13 protein-coding genes and 1 pseudogene are annotated in these 13936 nt (G+C 72.8%); 3 read left to right on the plus strand and 11 right to left on the minus strand.

Annotated features, from left to right (window positions below):
* Positions 1 to 218: 218 nt before the first annotated feature.
* The 4 genes from ACIGZJ_RS14390 to ACIGZJ_RS14405 all read right to left on the minus strand — a co-directional run bounded on the left by ACIGZJ_RS14390 (position 219) and on the right by ACIGZJ_RS14405 (position 5211).
* A complete protein-coding gene (locus ACIGZJ_RS14390; protein WP_396457476.1) occupies positions 219 to 2540 on the minus strand; it encodes a bifunctional polysaccharide deacetylase/glycosyltransferase family 2 protein in 2322 nt (773 codons plus the stop codon).
* 35 nt (positions 2541 to 2575) lie between these two features.
* The gene (locus ACIGZJ_RS14395) at positions 2576 to 3217 is read right to left on the minus strand and encodes a hypothetical protein (RefSeq protein WP_396457477.1); all 642 of its coding nucleotides are present in this window, start codon (positions 3215 to 3217) and stop codon (positions 2576 to 2578) included.
* 381 nt (positions 3218 to 3598) lie between these two features.
* Positions 3599 to 4048: a DUF3237 domain-containing protein gene (locus ACIGZJ_RS14400; protein ID WP_396457478.1), complete on the minus strand. Its 450-nt coding sequence runs from the start codon at positions 4046 to 4048 to the stop codon at positions 3599 to 3601.
* On the minus strand, positions 4045 to 5211 hold the full coding sequence (locus ACIGZJ_RS14405) for a flavin-dependent oxidoreductase (RefSeq protein ID WP_396457479.1): 1167 nt from the start codon (positions 5209 to 5211) through the stop codon (positions 4045 to 4047). The genes ACIGZJ_RS14400 and ACIGZJ_RS14405 overlap by 4 nt, the downstream gene beginning before the upstream one ends.
* An 86-nt stretch (positions 5212 to 5297) precedes the next feature.
* Between ACIGZJ_RS14405 and ACIGZJ_RS14410 the strand changes: the two genes are divergently transcribed.
* Both ACIGZJ_RS14410 and ACIGZJ_RS14415 read left to right on the plus strand, forming a co-directional pair.
* Positions 5298 to 5801, plus strand: a complete 504-nt coding sequence (locus ACIGZJ_RS14410; RefSeq protein WP_396457480.1) for a MarR family winged helix-turn-helix transcriptional regulator — start codon at positions 5298 to 5300, stop codon at positions 5799 to 5801.
* Between the two features lie 33 nt (positions 5802 to 5834).
* Positions 5835 to 6032: pseudogene (locus ACIGZJ_RS14415) on the plus strand (protein kinase); the annotation flags it as partial.
* Between the two features lie 323 nt (positions 6033 to 6355).
* Here ACIGZJ_RS14415 and ACIGZJ_RS14420 read toward each other — a convergent pair.
* Genes ACIGZJ_RS14420 through sigJ form a run of 3 tightly spaced genes read right to left on the minus strand, consistent with a single transcriptional unit; the run spans position 6356 to position 9045 of the window.
* Positions 6356 to 7027, minus strand: coding sequence for an NAD(P)-dependent oxidoreductase (locus tag ACIGZJ_RS14420; RefSeq protein ID WP_396457481.1), 672 nt, complete (start codon positions 7025 to 7027; stop codon positions 6356 to 6358).
* 9 nt (positions 7028 to 7036) lie between these two features.
* A complete protein-coding gene (locus ACIGZJ_RS14425) occupies positions 7037 to 8023 on the minus strand; it encodes an SDR family oxidoreductase (protein ID WP_396457483.1) in 987 nt (328 codons plus the stop codon).
* Positions 8024 to 8049: 26 nt separating this feature from the next.
* Positions 8050 to 9045: an RNA polymerase sigma factor SigJ gene (sigJ, locus tag ACIGZJ_RS14430; RefSeq protein ID WP_396457484.1), complete on the minus strand. Its 996-nt coding sequence runs from the start codon at positions 9043 to 9045 to the stop codon at positions 8050 to 8052.
* Positions 9046 to 9230: 185 nt separating this feature from the next.
* Between sigJ and cpt the strand changes: the two genes are divergently transcribed.
* Complete coding sequence (gene cpt, locus ACIGZJ_RS14435) at positions 9231 to 9761, plus strand: chloramphenicol phosphotransferase CPT (protein ID WP_396457662.1); 531 nt, start codon at positions 9231 to 9233, stop codon at positions 9759 to 9761.
* Positions 9762 to 9905: 144 nt separating this feature from the next.
* Here the strand turns inward: cpt and ACIGZJ_RS14440 are convergent, their stop codons facing one another.
* The 4 genes from ACIGZJ_RS14440 to ACIGZJ_RS14455 form a co-directional block, all read right to left on the minus strand.
* Positions 9906 to 10403 carry a GNAT family N-acetyltransferase gene (locus tag ACIGZJ_RS14440; protein ID WP_396457485.1) on the minus strand — a complete coding sequence of 166 codons (498 nt, stop codon included), beginning with the start codon at positions 10401 to 10403 and terminating at the stop codon, positions 9906 to 9908.
* Positions 10400 to 11725, minus strand: coding sequence for a DUF6271 family protein (locus ACIGZJ_RS14445; protein ID WP_396457486.1), 1326 nt, complete (start codon positions 11723 to 11725; stop codon positions 10400 to 10402). The genes ACIGZJ_RS14440 and ACIGZJ_RS14445 overlap by 4 nt, the downstream gene beginning before the upstream one ends.
* A 466-nt stretch (positions 11726 to 12191) precedes the next feature.
* Positions 12192 to 12893 carry an aspartate/glutamate racemase family protein gene (locus ACIGZJ_RS14450; protein WP_396457487.1) on the minus strand — a complete coding sequence of 234 codons (702 nt, stop codon included), beginning with the start codon at positions 12891 to 12893 and terminating at the stop codon, positions 12192 to 12194.
* Between the two features lie 254 nt (positions 12894 to 13147).
* The gene (locus ACIGZJ_RS14455) at positions 13148 to 13663 is read right to left on the minus strand and encodes an RICIN domain-containing protein (protein ID WP_396457488.1); all 516 of its coding nucleotides are present in this window, start codon (positions 13661 to 13663) and stop codon (positions 13148 to 13150) included.
* Positions 13664 to 13936: the final 273 nt, after the last annotated feature.

Here is a 13936-nt window from a genome sequence, read left to right on the forward strand (position 1 = left end):
CGCTGTCAGTGATGGTGGGTGAGAGCGGGCCTGGCCGACGGGGCCGGCGGCGGCCGTCTCTCATGCCCCTCAGCGCCGCCGAGGGTCCCGGTGTCACACCCTGGAGCCGAAACATTCCGGATCGATATCCGCGCCGCCGGTGGAACACTCCCCGGCCGGCCCGACCCGGGGTACCCGTCCGGCTCCCGCGTCCCGGGTGGCCCCGGCGCGTCGGGTCCTCAGCCGGAGCCCCCGCGGGCCGGGTCGCGGGGCGGGTGTGCGCCCGGATCCTGGGCGGGCCAGGGCGTGCCTGGCAGGCCGGTGTGCAGCCCCGGCCCGGTGCCGGCGGGCGCCGCGGCGTGGGCCTCACGGGTCCACGCGTCGGCGAGTTCGAGGCCGGCCGGAACCGACGGGCCCGCGGGTGCCGGGCGCGCGCCGCCCGGCACCCGCAGGCTGCCGTACCGCTCCATCCGCTGCCAGCGCAGCCGCGACCCGGCGACGGCGGTGAAGACCGACTGGATGACGACCAGGTACATCAGCTGGCGGTAGACGAACTGCTGGAGCGGCAGGCTCCAGAGCGGTCCGGCCCGCTCCTTGTCCAGCCGGAAGGCATAGAGGCCCATCAGTACCTGGAGCAGCAGGAAAGCGCCCCACAGACCGATGATCCGCACCGGGTCGAGGAAGATCAGGCCGTACACGGCGAAGACGTCCACGGCCGGGGCGAGCAGCGGCAGCAGGACCTGGAACATCAGCAGGTAGAGGAGGCCCCGCCGGCCGAGCTTGCCGGCCTGCCCCCGCTGCACGAGCGCCCCGCGGTGCTTCCACATCGCCTGCAGGGTGCCGTAGCACCAGCGGTAGCGCTGCTTCCACAGGGCGCCGAGCGAGGCCGGTGCCTCCGTCCAGGCTTTCGCCCGCTCCTCGTAGACGACGCGCCAGCCGTCCCGGCACAGGGCCATGGTGAGATCGGTGTCCTCGGCGAGGGTGATGTCGCTGACGCCGCCGACCCGCAGCAGGGCCTCGCGGCGGAACGCGCCGACGGCGCCGGGGACGGTGGGCATGCACTCGGCGAGGTCGAAGAGCCTGCGGTCGAGGTTGAAACCGACGACGTACTCGATGTGCTGCCAGCGGCCGAGCAGGCCGCCGCGATTGACGACCTTGGCATTGCCCGAGACGGCGCCGACCCGGCGGTGGGCGAAGGGCTGGACGATCATGCGGACGGCGTCCGGTTCGAAGACGGTGTCGCCGTCGACCATCACCAGCAGGTTGTTCGAGGCGGCGGCGATCCCGGTGTTGAGCGCGGCCGGCTTGCCGGCGTTCTGCTGGCGGATGACCCGGACCCCGGGGAGGTTCAGGGCCTCGACGAGGTCGGCGGTGCCGTCGGTGGAGCCGTCGTCGACGACGATGATCTCCACCGGGTGGTCGGACGCCAGCAGGGAGCGGACGGCGGCCTCGATGCCCGCGCTCTCGTTGTACGCCGGCACGATCACGCTCACCTCCTCGGTGATCGGCCTGCCCCAGGCCTTGCGGCGGGTGCGCACGTGGCGTCTGGCCGCCACGAGAACGGCGACGGCGCGCAGAACGCTGATCACGCCGGCCGCCCAGAGCAGCCAGGAGAGTCCCTGCAGCAGCAGGTCGCTGGTGCGTAGCGCGGTGATGAGGGCGAGTCCCTGCCAGTGGTCGGTGCCGGTGGCCGGTCGCTCGGCGGTGGTGAGGCCGACCGCGTCGGCGACCGTGGCGAAGCGGAACCCGGCGGTGGTGAGCTTCGGGATGAGCTGGTCCAGGGCGGCGACGGTCTGACCGCGGTCGCCGCCCGCGTCGTGCATGAGCAGGATCTGCCCGTCGGTGCCCTCGGGAGTGGCGTTGGCGACGATGCGGTCGACGCCGGGCCGGCGCCAGTCCTCGCTGTCCCGGGTCGTCAGGACGGTGAGGTAGCCCTCCCGGCCGGCCCGGACGATGCTGCTCCAGCCGGCGTCGTCCAGTGCGTCGCCGGTGGAGGAGTACGGAGGGCGCAGCAGCGGTGTGGTGACGCCGGTGGCCCCGGCGATGGCGAGCTGGCTCTCGCGCAGCTCCAGGGACTGCCGCCACGCGGGTGCGGTGCCCAGATCGGTGTGGGTGAAGGTGTGCAGGCCGATCTGGTGGCCCTCGGCGACGATCCGCCGGGCCAGCTCGGGGTGGGCGGCGACCTGGGTGCCGACGGTGAAGAAGGTGGCGTGGACGTGGTGGCGCTGCAGGACGTCGAGGATCTTCGGGGTCCAGACGGGGTCCGGGCCATCGTCGAAGGTCAGGGCGACGGTGTGGGCGGCGGGTGCCACGGTGCGGGTGGCGTCGCTCCCGATGACCGGGCCGCCGGTGGTGATCTGCCGGGGGACGCCGTCGGCCGGACCGTGTGCCCGGGGTGCGCCGTCGGCCCTGCCGTCGAACATGTGCTGGGTGTAGCCCTGGATCAGCAGGGCTGCGGCGAGGGTGGCGACGAGGGCGGTCAGCAGCAGCCAGTGGGTGCGCAGCGGGACGTTGCGGACGGTGCCGCGCCTGCCCCGGCGTCGGCGGCGGTTGTTCGACAAGGGAGGTGCTACCTGCCTGGTTCGGAAGGGGCGGGTCACGGGTGGGTGGTCGGCTTGCCGCTCTGGCCGGGTGCGGCGGAGGAGCGGCCGTGTTTGGTGGCGGTGTCCGTCGGCGGGCCGGCGGCGCCGGTGGTGGGGGCGGCCTGGCCGGCGCCCGGTACCGGTGTCGGCGTCGCCTCCGCCGCGCCGGGGCTGCGGGAGCCGGTTCCCGGTACGGCGGGCGTGGTTTGCGGTGGGGCGGCCGGCGGCTTCGTCGCGCCGGCCTTGGCCTGGCTCGCGCGTGGGGACGGCGGGGTGGGCTCGGGTGCCGGCGGGGCGGGTTCGGGGGCCGGCGGGGTGCTCGGGGCGGGCTGGGGCGCCTGCGCCGAGGGCAGGAAAGGCGACTGGATGGTGGGGCCGCCGAGCAGTGAGCTGATCAGCAGGACGAAGTAGGCGGCGGCGGGAACGACGAGCACGCGGCCCACGCGGCGGACGCGCCGCTGGCGCCGGCCGGAGGAGTCGACGAAGACGGGGCGGGGCTCGGAGGCGTCCGCCGGGTCTGCTCCCGCCCCCGGCGGGGTGCTCTCGTAAGCCGGCGCGTCCTCGTACGGCGGGGTGCCCTCGTAAGCCGGCGCGTCCTCGTACGGGTGCGGGATCGGCACCGTGTCCTCGGCCGCCGGGTGGGGGAGTTGTTGCATCGCTGGATGGCCTCTGTGGGTGGGGACGGGCTTGGACCGGTACCGACGAGCCGAGCGGACCGGGTCGGCCGGCCCCGGCCGTCCGGAGCCGGGCGGCCGCACGGGTGCCGCCCGGTGGGCGGCGGGAGGGCTGTGCGGCCGGCGGACGGACTGCCCGGCGGGGATCCGGGCCGGTCGGCCGGCCGCGCGGTGCTCGTCTCGGTTGTTTCAGCGCCGCGGGCTCCACGGGTGTCACTCCTCGCCGGGGATTCACCGTGAACGAGTGCCCGGGGGCGGTCCGTCCCCGCACGTCGCCGTTCCCGCACGTCGCCGTTCCCGCACTTCGCCTCGGGTGGCCCCGCCTCCAGACGGGGGCCACCCGCGGAATGACGAGCGGCGGCGCTATGCGACGGTGTAGGCCTCGTAGCGGACGGCCTCGGGGGTGCGGGCGCCCGATGCCACGGCCAGCGTGCGGTTGAGCCACCGGTAGCCTTCGTCCCCGGTCTCGAAGCGGCAGAAGAGCCGGAAGTAGTACTCGGCGGGGTCCACCGTCTCCCCCTCGGCCAGCCTCCGCAGGACCTCGGGCGGGCCGTGGCGTACACCGCTGGTGGAGAGGTAGAGGTGCGCGCCGTCGTGCGTGCGCAGGGTGTAGCGGGTGTCGATGCTGGCCATGCCGTCGGGATGCAGCACCTGCCAGTCCGCACCGCCCGGCAGGATCACCCCGGACAGCCGCGGTCCCTCGAAGGTTCCGCCGACGATGTTGATCACCCGGCGTCTGCCCCAGTGCGAGTCGCCGAGGTCGAGGACCGGATCCAGTTCGACCTCGAAGGCGGCCAGGTGCTCCAGCTTCACCGCACGCTCCAGGACGCGCGCTCGTTGAGCAGGGCCGGGTCGAAGCCTGCGGTGCGCTTGTACGCAGCGGCGATCTCCGCCCGCTCCGCGAGCGGGACGACCTGTTCGATGTCGTCGAAGCCGCCGGGCGCCCGCTCGTGGGCGAGCCGCATGACGACCTCGGGCCCCTGGCGCCGGTTGGCGAGCTGGAGGGCCGTGGTGGCGGGTCTGCGGATCTCCTCGTACGCGGCGGCGGACCCGGTCGTGGCGAGCGAGTGGGCGAGCACCCGGGCGTCGATGATCGCCTGGGACGCCCCGTTGGACCCGATCGGGTACATGGCGTGCGCGGCGTCTCCCAACAGGACGACGTCGTCCCTGGTCCAGGACGGGAGGGGATCGCGGTCCACCATCGGGTACTCGAAGGCCGCCTCGGCTCCCGTGATGATCCCCGGCACGTCCAGCCAGTCGAAGCGCCAGTCGGCGAAGTGCGCCACGACCGCGGCCAGGTCGGCGGGGCGGTTCCAGTTCCCGCGCTCGGGCGGTTCGCCGTCCAGCGGCCGCTCGGCGATCCAGTTGATCAGCCGGCCGTCCCCGATCGGGTAGGCGACGAACTTCTGCGAGCCGTCCCCTGCCATGATCATGGACCGGCCGGTCAGGAACGGTGCGCCGTACGTCGTACCCCGCCACAGCACCAGGCCGTTCCACGGCGGCGCCCCCTCACCGGGGAAGAGCGCGGCCCGGACGGCCGAGTGGATCCCGTCGGCGCCGACGAGCAGGTCGGAGTCGTGGCGCAGGCCGGAGACCCGGCTCCCGGTCCGGACCGCGTGCGCGCCCAGGCGCTCGCGGACGGCGTCCAGCAGCAGCATCTGCAGCCTGCCCCGGTGCACCGAGTACTGCGGCCACCGGTAGCCGGCGCCGAGCCCGCGCGGTTCGGACCAGATCGCCTGGCCGTGCCGGTTGTAGTAGGCCAGCTCGGCGGTGGGGACGCCGATCGCGGCCAGCCGGTCGGCCAGGCCGAGCTCGGTCAACTCCCGTACCGCGTGCGGAAGGAGGTTGATCCCGACGCCGAGCGGACGGATCGCCTGGCTCGCCTCGTGGATGACGACGTCGTCGAATCCGGCCGCGTGCAGGCTGAGCGCGGTGGCGAGCCCGCCGATACCGCCCCCGGCGATGGTGATCCGCACAGTGCCCTCCAGGGTTGATTGTTATGGCCGTGATTGTTATGGCCGTAACAATCTCCTGTCGGGCCGCCATGCGCAAGACTCTGTCCGTGAACCGACCAGATCTCAGCTACGCCGCCTACGCCCGCGACCGGCTGGCGGGCATGCCGCCGCCGGCCGACCCGGAGGCCTTCGCGCTCGGCTACCACCTGCTGCACCTGTCCTACCTGGTCGTCGCCGACCTGGAGGGCCACATCCACCGCCCGCGCGGCTGGACGCTCCCCGGGTTCAGGCTGATGTTCAAACTCTGGCTGCTCGGCCCCACGCAGCCCGCCAGGCTTGCCGAGATCTCGGCGATGTCCCGCTCGGCCGTCACCAACGCCGTCAACACCCTCGAACGGGACGCCCTGGTCGAGCGCAGGCCACTCCCGGACGACCGGCGTGGGGTCGTCGTCGCCCTCACCGCCGCCGGCGAGGACGCCGTCCGGGAGGCCTTCGCCGAGCAGACCCGCCGTGAGCAGCAGTGGTTCGCCCCGCTCGACGCCGAGGAGCGGGCCACCCTCACCGACCTGCTGACCCGCGTCCTCGCCGCACGGCCCGAGGACGCCGTCTGAATCCTTGGCGCGGTACTGCAGGCGACGGCCGAGATCGGGCTGGAGATCCTCGCGGCGCTGGAGGCCGCCCACACCGAAGGCATCCTGCACCGGGACGTGAAGCCGCAGAACGTGCTCCTGGACTCCGACGGCAAGGCACTGCTGACGGACTTCGGAATCGCCTCCGTCATGGACACCACCCAGCCCCTGACCGCGACGGGAGCGGTGGTGGGCACGGTGGGCTACATGGCCCCGGAACGATGCCTGGCTGCCTCCGTGGCGGTTGCGGTGCTTGCTGCCGGAGGGGTGGCCGTCGGCATGCGGCTGAACAGCGGACACGGCCAGGCCGCCTCGCACGGAAAGCCCTCGCCCTCGGCGTCGACCCCTGAGACCAACAAGTCTTTCGGGGCAGAGCGCCTGGACACCACCACCCCGGCTGCCGCTCGGCCTCAACCGTCTGGGTGCGCCCGGCGGCAAGGTCCGTCGGTCGGGGACCGCCACCCTGCGCGACCGTGTCGCGCAGGGCGGGCCGCGTCGGCCGCGTTGGCCGCCGACAGCCCGTCGGCGGTGCCGCGTCAGTCGGCGATGCCGACCGCGTGGCCGATCGTCGTGGGGTCGGCGAGGGCGCGGAGCATGAAGTGCGCCACGGAGGCGCGGGAGATCCTGCTGCCGCCGCGCAGGTTGCGGTCCAGGGCGGTGCGGTAGGTGGTGGTCAGCGGGCGGTCGGTGAGTTGGGGCGGGCGGATGCTGGTCCAGGCCAGGCCGGAGGCGCGCAGGGCGTCCTCCATCCGGGCCAGGTCGGCGTAGTGCGCGCGCAGTACGGTCTTCACCGCCGGGCTGAGCAGGTGGCGCATCATCGGGCCGTCGCCGGGGTCGTGCCGCGGTGGGTTGGGGCGGCCGGGGGAGGGCACGGTGCCGATCGGCGCGGCGCTGACCACGACGATGCGTTTGACGCCGGTGGCACGCATCGCCTCAAGGGCGGCCAGGGTGCCGAGCTCGGCGACGCCGTGGTCGGACCGGCCCACCGCGCCGAGTGCCGAGAGCACCGCGTCGGCGCCGACGACGGCCGGTTGCAGGGCGGTGCCGTCGGCGGTCGCCAGGTCGGCCCGGACGACCCGGGCTCCGGAGATGTCGGCCAGCTTGGCGGGGGTCCGGACCACGGCGGTGACGTCGTGGCCCGCCGCCAGGGCCTGGTCGAGGAGGTGGCGGCCGATGCCGCCGCTGGCGGCGAGGATGGTGAGCTTCACGGTGGTTCCTCAGGTGTTCGGGCCGCGGGAGGCGGCGGCGTGTTCGGTGGTGCTGGGGAGGTCGGCGCTGGGGAGGTCGGCGCTGCGCGGGTCGGCGCTGCGCAGTTCGGTGCCGCGGAAGGTGGACGTCAGGAAGGCGGCGCTGCGGAAGTCTGCGGTGTGGTCGGCGGCCCACTCGGCGAAGGTGCGGGCGGGGCGGCCGAGGACGCCGGCCAGTTCCCCGGTCGCCGGGTGCTGCGCCCGGCCGGCGTGCCGGATGTAGCGGGCCATCAGCGCCGTGACGAACGGCTCCGGCAGGCCGTGCCGGATCATGCCCTCGGCGGCGGCGTGCGGCGGGACCTCCTGGAACCGCAGCGGCCGCCCGATGACGGCCACGGACTCCTCGTGGCTCAGCGTCTCCGGTCCGGTCAGCCGTACCTGACGGTCGATCAGATCATCGGTCAACAGGGCAAGGGCGGCGACCTCGGCGAGGTCGCGCTCGTCGAGCGGGGACTCCTGGAACCGGGCGAACGGATAGCGGACCAGATCGCCGGCCCGGATCTGCGGGCCCCAGGCCTGCAGCGCGTTGCCCGCGAACGAGGCGGCCCGCAGGCTGGTCCAGGCCAGACCGCTGTCGGCGGCGGCCTGCTCGGCCTCCTTGTTGCGGTCCCCGCGGTACCGGGAGGGCTGCTCGTTCAGCGGGTCGTCCACGTTGAGCGCGGACAGCGCCACCACCTTGCGCACGCCCCGCTCCCGGGCCAGTGCGACCAGGTCGGACGCACCGTCACCGACGGCGCGCGGGTGGAGGAAGAGCGCGGTCGCACCCTCCAGGGCGGGGGCGAGCGCGGCCGGCCCGTCGGCCGGGTCCAACCGGACCAGCCCCACCCTGTCCGGCAGTCCGAGCGCTGCCGCCGGACCGGGGTTGCGGGTGACGGCCCGCACGGGTGCGCCCGCGGCCAGCAGCTGGGATATCAGGTGGCGGCCGACGGTGCCGGTCGCGCCGGTGATCAGGTACATCAGGCGTCCTTTCGTCCGGCGCGCGGTCAGCGCACCCGGCTGAGCTTGTCGGGGTTGGTGAGGAAGTAGACGCCGGCGATCCGCTCGCCGTCCGGTGTCAGGTCGAGGACCAGGACGGCGAACGGGACGGCACCGGCGAACAACAGCGCCGAGGGGTCGCCGTTGGCCAGGCCCCAGTGCACCTGCACGCCGTCCGGTGCCCGGTTCGCGCCGCCGGCCAGCAGCCGGGCCACCTTGTCGCGGCCGTGCACCGGGTGGGCGCCGGCCGCCGTGGCCTTGCCGCCGCCGTCGGCCCAGAGCGTCACGTCGGGCGCCAACAGGTCGAGCAGCACCGTCAGGTCGCCGTCGGCGACCGCGCCGGCGAACCGCTCGGTCACCTGCTGCCGCAGCTGCGGATCCGTGCGGAACCGGGGCCTGCGGGCCTGCACGTGCTCCCGGGCGCGGTGCGCGAGCTGACGGACGGCGGCCGGACTGCGGCCCAGCACCTCGGCCGTTTCGGTGTGGGCGTAGCCGAAGACCTCGTGCAGGACGAAGACCGCCCGCTCCAGCGGGGTGAGCGTCTCCAGCACCACCAGCAGCGCGATCGAGACGGCCTCGGCGTGCTCGACCGGGTCTTCGGCAGGCCCCGCGAGCACGTCCGCGTCCAGGTGGGCCACCAGCGGCTCGGGCAGCCACGGACCGAAGTAGCTCTCCCGGCGACGGCTCACCTCCACCTGCCGCGCGAGCGCCTTGTTGACCGCCACCCGCACCAGATAGGCGCGCGGGTGGTTGATCGGGCCGGTCTCGGTGGCCCGGTTCCGGGCGCTCCAGGAGAGCCAGGTCTCCTGGAGGACGTCCTCGGTGTCGGCAACGGTGCCGAGCAGGTTGTAGACCATGGAGAACAGCAGTTCACGGTGCTCGGTGAAGGCGTGCGTGGCCGCGTCGACGCCGTCGTCCGGCGTGCTGGGCGTGTTGGGCGTGCTGGGAGTGCTGGGAGTGCTGGGAGTGCGGGGCATGCTGCCGTTCGGCGTGGCCTCGGACATCGGGGACTCCTCTCGTTGCACACCCTGAGAGTGGTGGCAGCGGGAGAGTGTGACATCCGGCCGGCCCGGGCCCTGGTACGCGGTGTCCGACGGAAGCCGAGTCGGCCTCCCGTCCCACCGGCCCGGCCCTCTGCCGCGGAAATCGGTTTCGAGTGTTGCCCCGGTGCTTCTACTGTGGCGCGGTGATGACTCAGGTGATCGTTCTCAACGGTGGGTCCAGCTCGGGGAAGTCCGGGATCGTCCGGTGTCTGCAGGCGGTCCTGCCGGACCCGTGGCTGGCCCTCGGGACAGACACGCTGGTAGAGGCGATGCCGGCGTCCATGCAGGCGTCGGACGGCGGGATCGAGTTCGCGCCGGACGGAGGGGTGATCGTCGGGCCGAAGTTTCGAACGCTGGAGGCGGCATGGATCGAGGGGGTCGCCGCGATGGCCCGATCGGGCGCCCGGGTCATCCTCGACGAGGTCTTCCTCGGCGGAGCGGACTCACAGCAACGATGGCAGAAGGCCTTGGACGGCCTGCGGGTGCTGTGGGTCGGCGTCAGGTGTGACGGGGCGGTCGCCGCGGGCCGTGAGGTGGCACGGGGCGATCGGATCATCGGGATGGCCGTCTCGCAGGCGGACGTGGTCCACCAGGGCGTGGCCTACGACCTGGAGGTGGACACCGCGCAGGCCGAGTCGATGGAGTGCGCACGGGCCATCGCCGGGTATGTCAGATGATCAACGGCTTGGCCGGGAACGGCGCGGCACGGCCTGGACCGGCACGGCGGGCGGGCGGGCGGGCTGAGCGTATGCGATCACTGAGCGCATCACACCCGTTCGTCCGGTTCGAAGGAGTGTGATGCGCCCAGGCGCCGCTGCGGGTCAGGTCACCGGCATCGACATGTAGACCGCGCGCCGCCCGTAGGACGCGGGGACGGCCACCTCCCGGTGCGAGCGGTAGCCGATGATCCGCAGCAGGATGTCCGCGCCGCGCACCGCGACCATCGAGATCCGCTCGAACCCCAGCTCCTTCGCCCGCGCCTGGAAGTACCGCATGAACTCCAGCGCGACCTCCCGGCCGCGCAGGTCCTCGGCGATCACCAGGTCGTGCACGTGCAGGTTGTCCGACTCGAACGCGGCGGCCTCCGCCTGGGCGAGGTCCGGGCAGCGCAGCGGCGGGTAGGGCAGGCTCAGCAGGTAGCCGCGGACCGTGCCCTGCTGCTCCAGCACGAAGCAGGTCTCCGGCGAGCCGAGGGCGCGGGACTGCAGTGCCTCCCGGCCCTCCGACAGGCCGTCGGCCGCGTAGGCGTCGTGTTCCAGCGCGACCACGGCGTCCCAGTCGGCGTCGGTCAGCCGCCGGATCAGGATGTCCTCGATCACCCGGCCGTCCCGTCCACGCCGGGGTGGAGGCCGTCCGCGCGGGCGGCGGCGACCATGCCGGCCCAGGCGCCCACCAGCACCGCCCAGCGCGCGGCGTCCTCCTGCGCCTCGTCCATGAGCTGCTGCCGCTTCCCGGCCACCACGTCGGCGAGTTCGGCGTACTTGCCGCCCAGCTTGCGGTAGGAGCGGTCCAGGACGTCCAGGCAGTGCTCGTTCCCGGCCCGGTCCCAGTCGACGCTGCCCCGCACCAGGTCGAGGATCGGCTCGACCTTCAGCCCGTGCTGCTCGTCCAGCAGCCCGCGGCCGTGGTCGATCATCCCGCCGTAGACCGGGTACAGGTACAGCATCGAGAGCAGGAACTTGACGAACCGCATCTGGTATGAGATGAAGCCGGCGCCGGTGCGGCGCTCGGGCGTGTAGTAGTTGACGATGTGGCGGTTGTGGACGACACCGGGCGACTGTGAGTGGACCAGCGCGTGCAGCAGGGCGTAGTCGCAGCCGATGGTCTCGATCGAGGGCAGCAGCGGCAGCACCTCGTAGGCCCGGTGGTCCAGGGCGATGTTGCACATGTAGACGTTCCAGATGTCGGGCACGCCCAGGACGGACTTGTCGCCGTCGAACGGCTCGGCGCCGACGCCCTTGAAGGAGAGGTCCACCATCGCGTCCCGCTCCTCGTCCGACCACACCGGCGGGGTCCACAGGCGCACCAGGTCGCGGTAGACGGCCGGGTCCAGTTCGAGGATCTCGCCGATGTCCACGTTGAGTTCGCCGATGAAGGAGCCGCTGACCAGCATCACCGGCCTGTCGGCGTCCGCCGGGTCGAGCTCGGAGCGGGTCACGACGGCCGCCGCCTCGCCGGCCGGGCGGCCGATCGAGAGCAGCTCGTGGTGGATCGGGAAGACCTTCTCGCCGTCGACGACCTGGAAGTCGGCGTCGTCGTTGCGCAGGTGCGTCGAGGTGCAGCCCAGGGCGGCCGCGGCGAGGAAGAGCCGGTTGACGCAGGAGCCGTACGCGACGGCCTGCGGAAGCATCATGTCGAGCAGCAGCTCGGGGTCGGCGGCGCCGGACCGCTCGGCCGCCCGGCGCAGGAAGTCCCGCTGCCGGTCGTTGCCGAGGTGGTGGACGAACACGCCGGGCGTGGGATCCAGCGCGGCCACGGCGTCCGCGTTCTTCGCGAACTCGGCGTCGTCGGTGGTGTCGAGGACGAGGAGGTGCACCTCGACCCCGAAGGTCGCGACGGCGTAGGCCGCCTCCTCGGCGAGGTCCACGATGGTGCCGGGGCAGGAACGCATGGTGGGCAGGGCGAGGCAGACACGTTGCATGGTGTGGGAATCTCCGTCTGATCGTCAGATCCATGCGCCCGTCCGAGGATCAAGGCATGGCAACGCCGCAAGGCTCACTCAAAGCCGCGGTGAGGTAGTCGAGTTGATGGGTCGGTGAGTCCCGTGCGGTGTCGGTGCCGGGTTGCGGGGCTCCGCCGGACTCGTCTGGATGACCCTGCTTCACCACGGTGGACTAGACCAACTTTGGTGTCAACGGGATGCTTTCAGGGATCGGGCGGCGCACGCCGACATTGCCCGATTGGGCAGGCGCCGCTGCCCTCGCGCGAACCTCGGCGGGGCTCGGCGGGGTGCGGTCCGTGCGTGCGGTCCGTGCGTCGGAGGTGCGCGGTGGCCAGGCTTCAGGGCTTGGGGGCGTCGGTCACGGGTGGCAGGCCCGAGGGTCGATGATCAGGGCCGCGACCTGCGTGGGCGATCTGCCGGCACCCGCAGCGTCACCTCCGCGGAGTCACCCTCCGCCGACCGCGAGCGCCGCCTCGACGGCGGCCTCGGCGTGCAGGCGGGCGGTCGGGAAGAGCGGCACGGCGCTGTCCTCGGTGCCGACCAGCAGCTCGATCTCGGTGCAGCCGAGGATCACGCCCTCGGCGCCGGCCGCGACCAGCTCCTCGATCACCCGCCGGTACCCCGAGCGCGACTCCTCACGGACGACGCCCAGGCAGAGCTCCTGGTAGATCACCCGGTGGACGAGGGCGCGCCCGTCCGCGTCGGGGGTGAGGACGGTGAGGCCGCTCGCCTCCAGCCTGCCCCGGTAGAAGTCCTGCTCCATCGTGAACGCCGTCCCCAGCAGGCCGACCTTGCGCAGCCCGGCGGCCCGGACGGCGGCGGCGGTCGCGTCGGCGAGGTGGAGCAGCGGTACGGAGGCGGCCGCCTCGACCTGGTCGGCCACCCGGTGCATGGTGTTCGTGCAGATCAGCAGCAGTTCGGCGCCGGCCGCCTCCAGGGCGCGCGCCGCGTCGGCGAGGATCGCGCCGGCCTCGGCCCAGCGGCCCTCCGCCTGGAGGCGTTCGATGTCGGCGAAGTCGACGGAGTAGAGCACCAGTCGGGCGGAGTGCAGTCCGCCGAGCCGCTCACGGGTGAGCTGGTTGAGCGTCCGGTAGTACTCGGCGGTGGACTCCCAGCTCATGCCGCCGATCAGGCCCAGTGTTTTCATGGGGCATATATAAACACCTCTGGGCCTTATCGGGAAAGTCATAAGGAATGCTTTGGTGTGTTCGTTGCCCGGCTACCAGACCTCGGCTGGATGTCGCCGCCCCGGGCGGAATCCCGGAAGGGGAGCCTCCCGGGGCGGCGACCTCCAGCCGGAGCGATGGGACCTGACCTGACCTGGGTGAAGTCGCCCCGGTCGGAAGCCCCGGGCCCACCGGCCTCGTGGAGGCGCGGTGGACCGCCCCGTTGCGGCGCAGGCTAGCCGTTGTGCGGGATGCGCGGCGGGGCGAAGGACCACTGCTGGGCCGCCGTGTAGTTGCAGGTGAAGATCTGCAGCTGGGTGCTGTCCTGCATGCTGCCGCCGGGGACGTCCAGGCACTTGTTGGACTGCGGGTTGATCAGGACGTTGCCCTCGTACCGGACCCACCGCTGGGCGTCGCTGCCGTTGCAGTCCCACAGCTGGACCCTGGTGCCGTCCGCCGTGCCGCTCCCGGCGACGTCCAGACACTTGCCGAGCGCGGACAGGGTCATGCCGATCCCGTCCGGCTTGTCGGTCCCGGCCCACGTCTGGGCGCCCGAGGCGTTGCAGGAGTAGATCTGCACCGGGGTCCCGTTGGCGCTGTTGCTGCTGCGGACGTCCATGCACTTGTTGTTGTCGAAGATGCTGATCGTGCCGAACGAGTCGGCGCTGGCCGTCCCCGGGAGGGCCGCGACGGCGATCGCCGCAGCCGCCAGCGCGGTCCACGCGTGGCTCTTCCGCATGAGGTTCCTCATGGCTTCCGTCCTCTCTCGAACCTTCGCGCCGACCTGTCGCCGACGCTCGACGAGGATCGTGGCCGAGGCCCGTGGACGTCCGGTGGACGCGGCTGTTGACGGACTGTCTACGGCCGCCGGTTAGGTCCGGCGGGGTGGATCCTGACGGGCCGCGCTACTCGAGCCATGTGCCGCCGGCCGCGAAGGAGGCCGGGGCTGTCGTAAATGCTTTCGAAGAATGAGGGTGTTTCGTGAAAGTGTTCTCCCTGCTCATCCCCCTTTTCCGGAGACACT

The organism is Kitasatospora sp. NPDC052868 (genome assembly GCF_044547105.1).
Taxonomy (GTDB): Bacteria; Actinomycetota; Actinomycetes; order Streptomycetales; family Streptomycetaceae; genus Kitasatospora.

Excerpts from the sequence above, each read along its gene's own strand:
- ACIGZJ_RS14395 (WP_396457477.1), bottom strand. The coding sequence starts at position 3,217 with ATGCAACAACTCCCCCACCCGGCGGCCGAGGACACGGTGCCGATCCCG.
- ACIGZJ_RS14425 (WP_396457483.1), bottom strand. The coding sequence starts at position 8,023 with ATGTACCTGATCACCGGCGCGACCGGCACCGTCGGCCGCCACCTGATA.
- sigJ (WP_396457484.1), bottom strand. The coding sequence starts at position 9,045 with ATGTCCGAGGCCACGCCGAACGGCAGCATGCCCCGCACTCCCAGCACT.
- cpt (WP_396457662.1), top strand. The coding sequence starts at position 9,231 with ATGACTCAGGTGATCGTTCTCAACGGTGGGTCCAGCTCGGGGAAGTCC.
- ACIGZJ_RS14445 (WP_396457486.1), bottom strand. The coding sequence starts at position 11,725 with ATGCAACGTGTCTGCCTCGCCCTGCCCACCATGCGTTCCTGCCCCGGC.
- ACIGZJ_RS14450 (WP_396457487.1), bottom strand. The coding sequence starts at position 12,893 with ATGAAAACACTGGGCCTGATCGGCGGCATGAGCTGGGAGTCCACCGCC.
- ACIGZJ_RS14455 (WP_396457488.1), bottom strand. The coding sequence starts at position 13,663 with ATGAGGAACCTCATGCGGAAGAGCCACGCGTGGACCGCGCTGGCGGCT.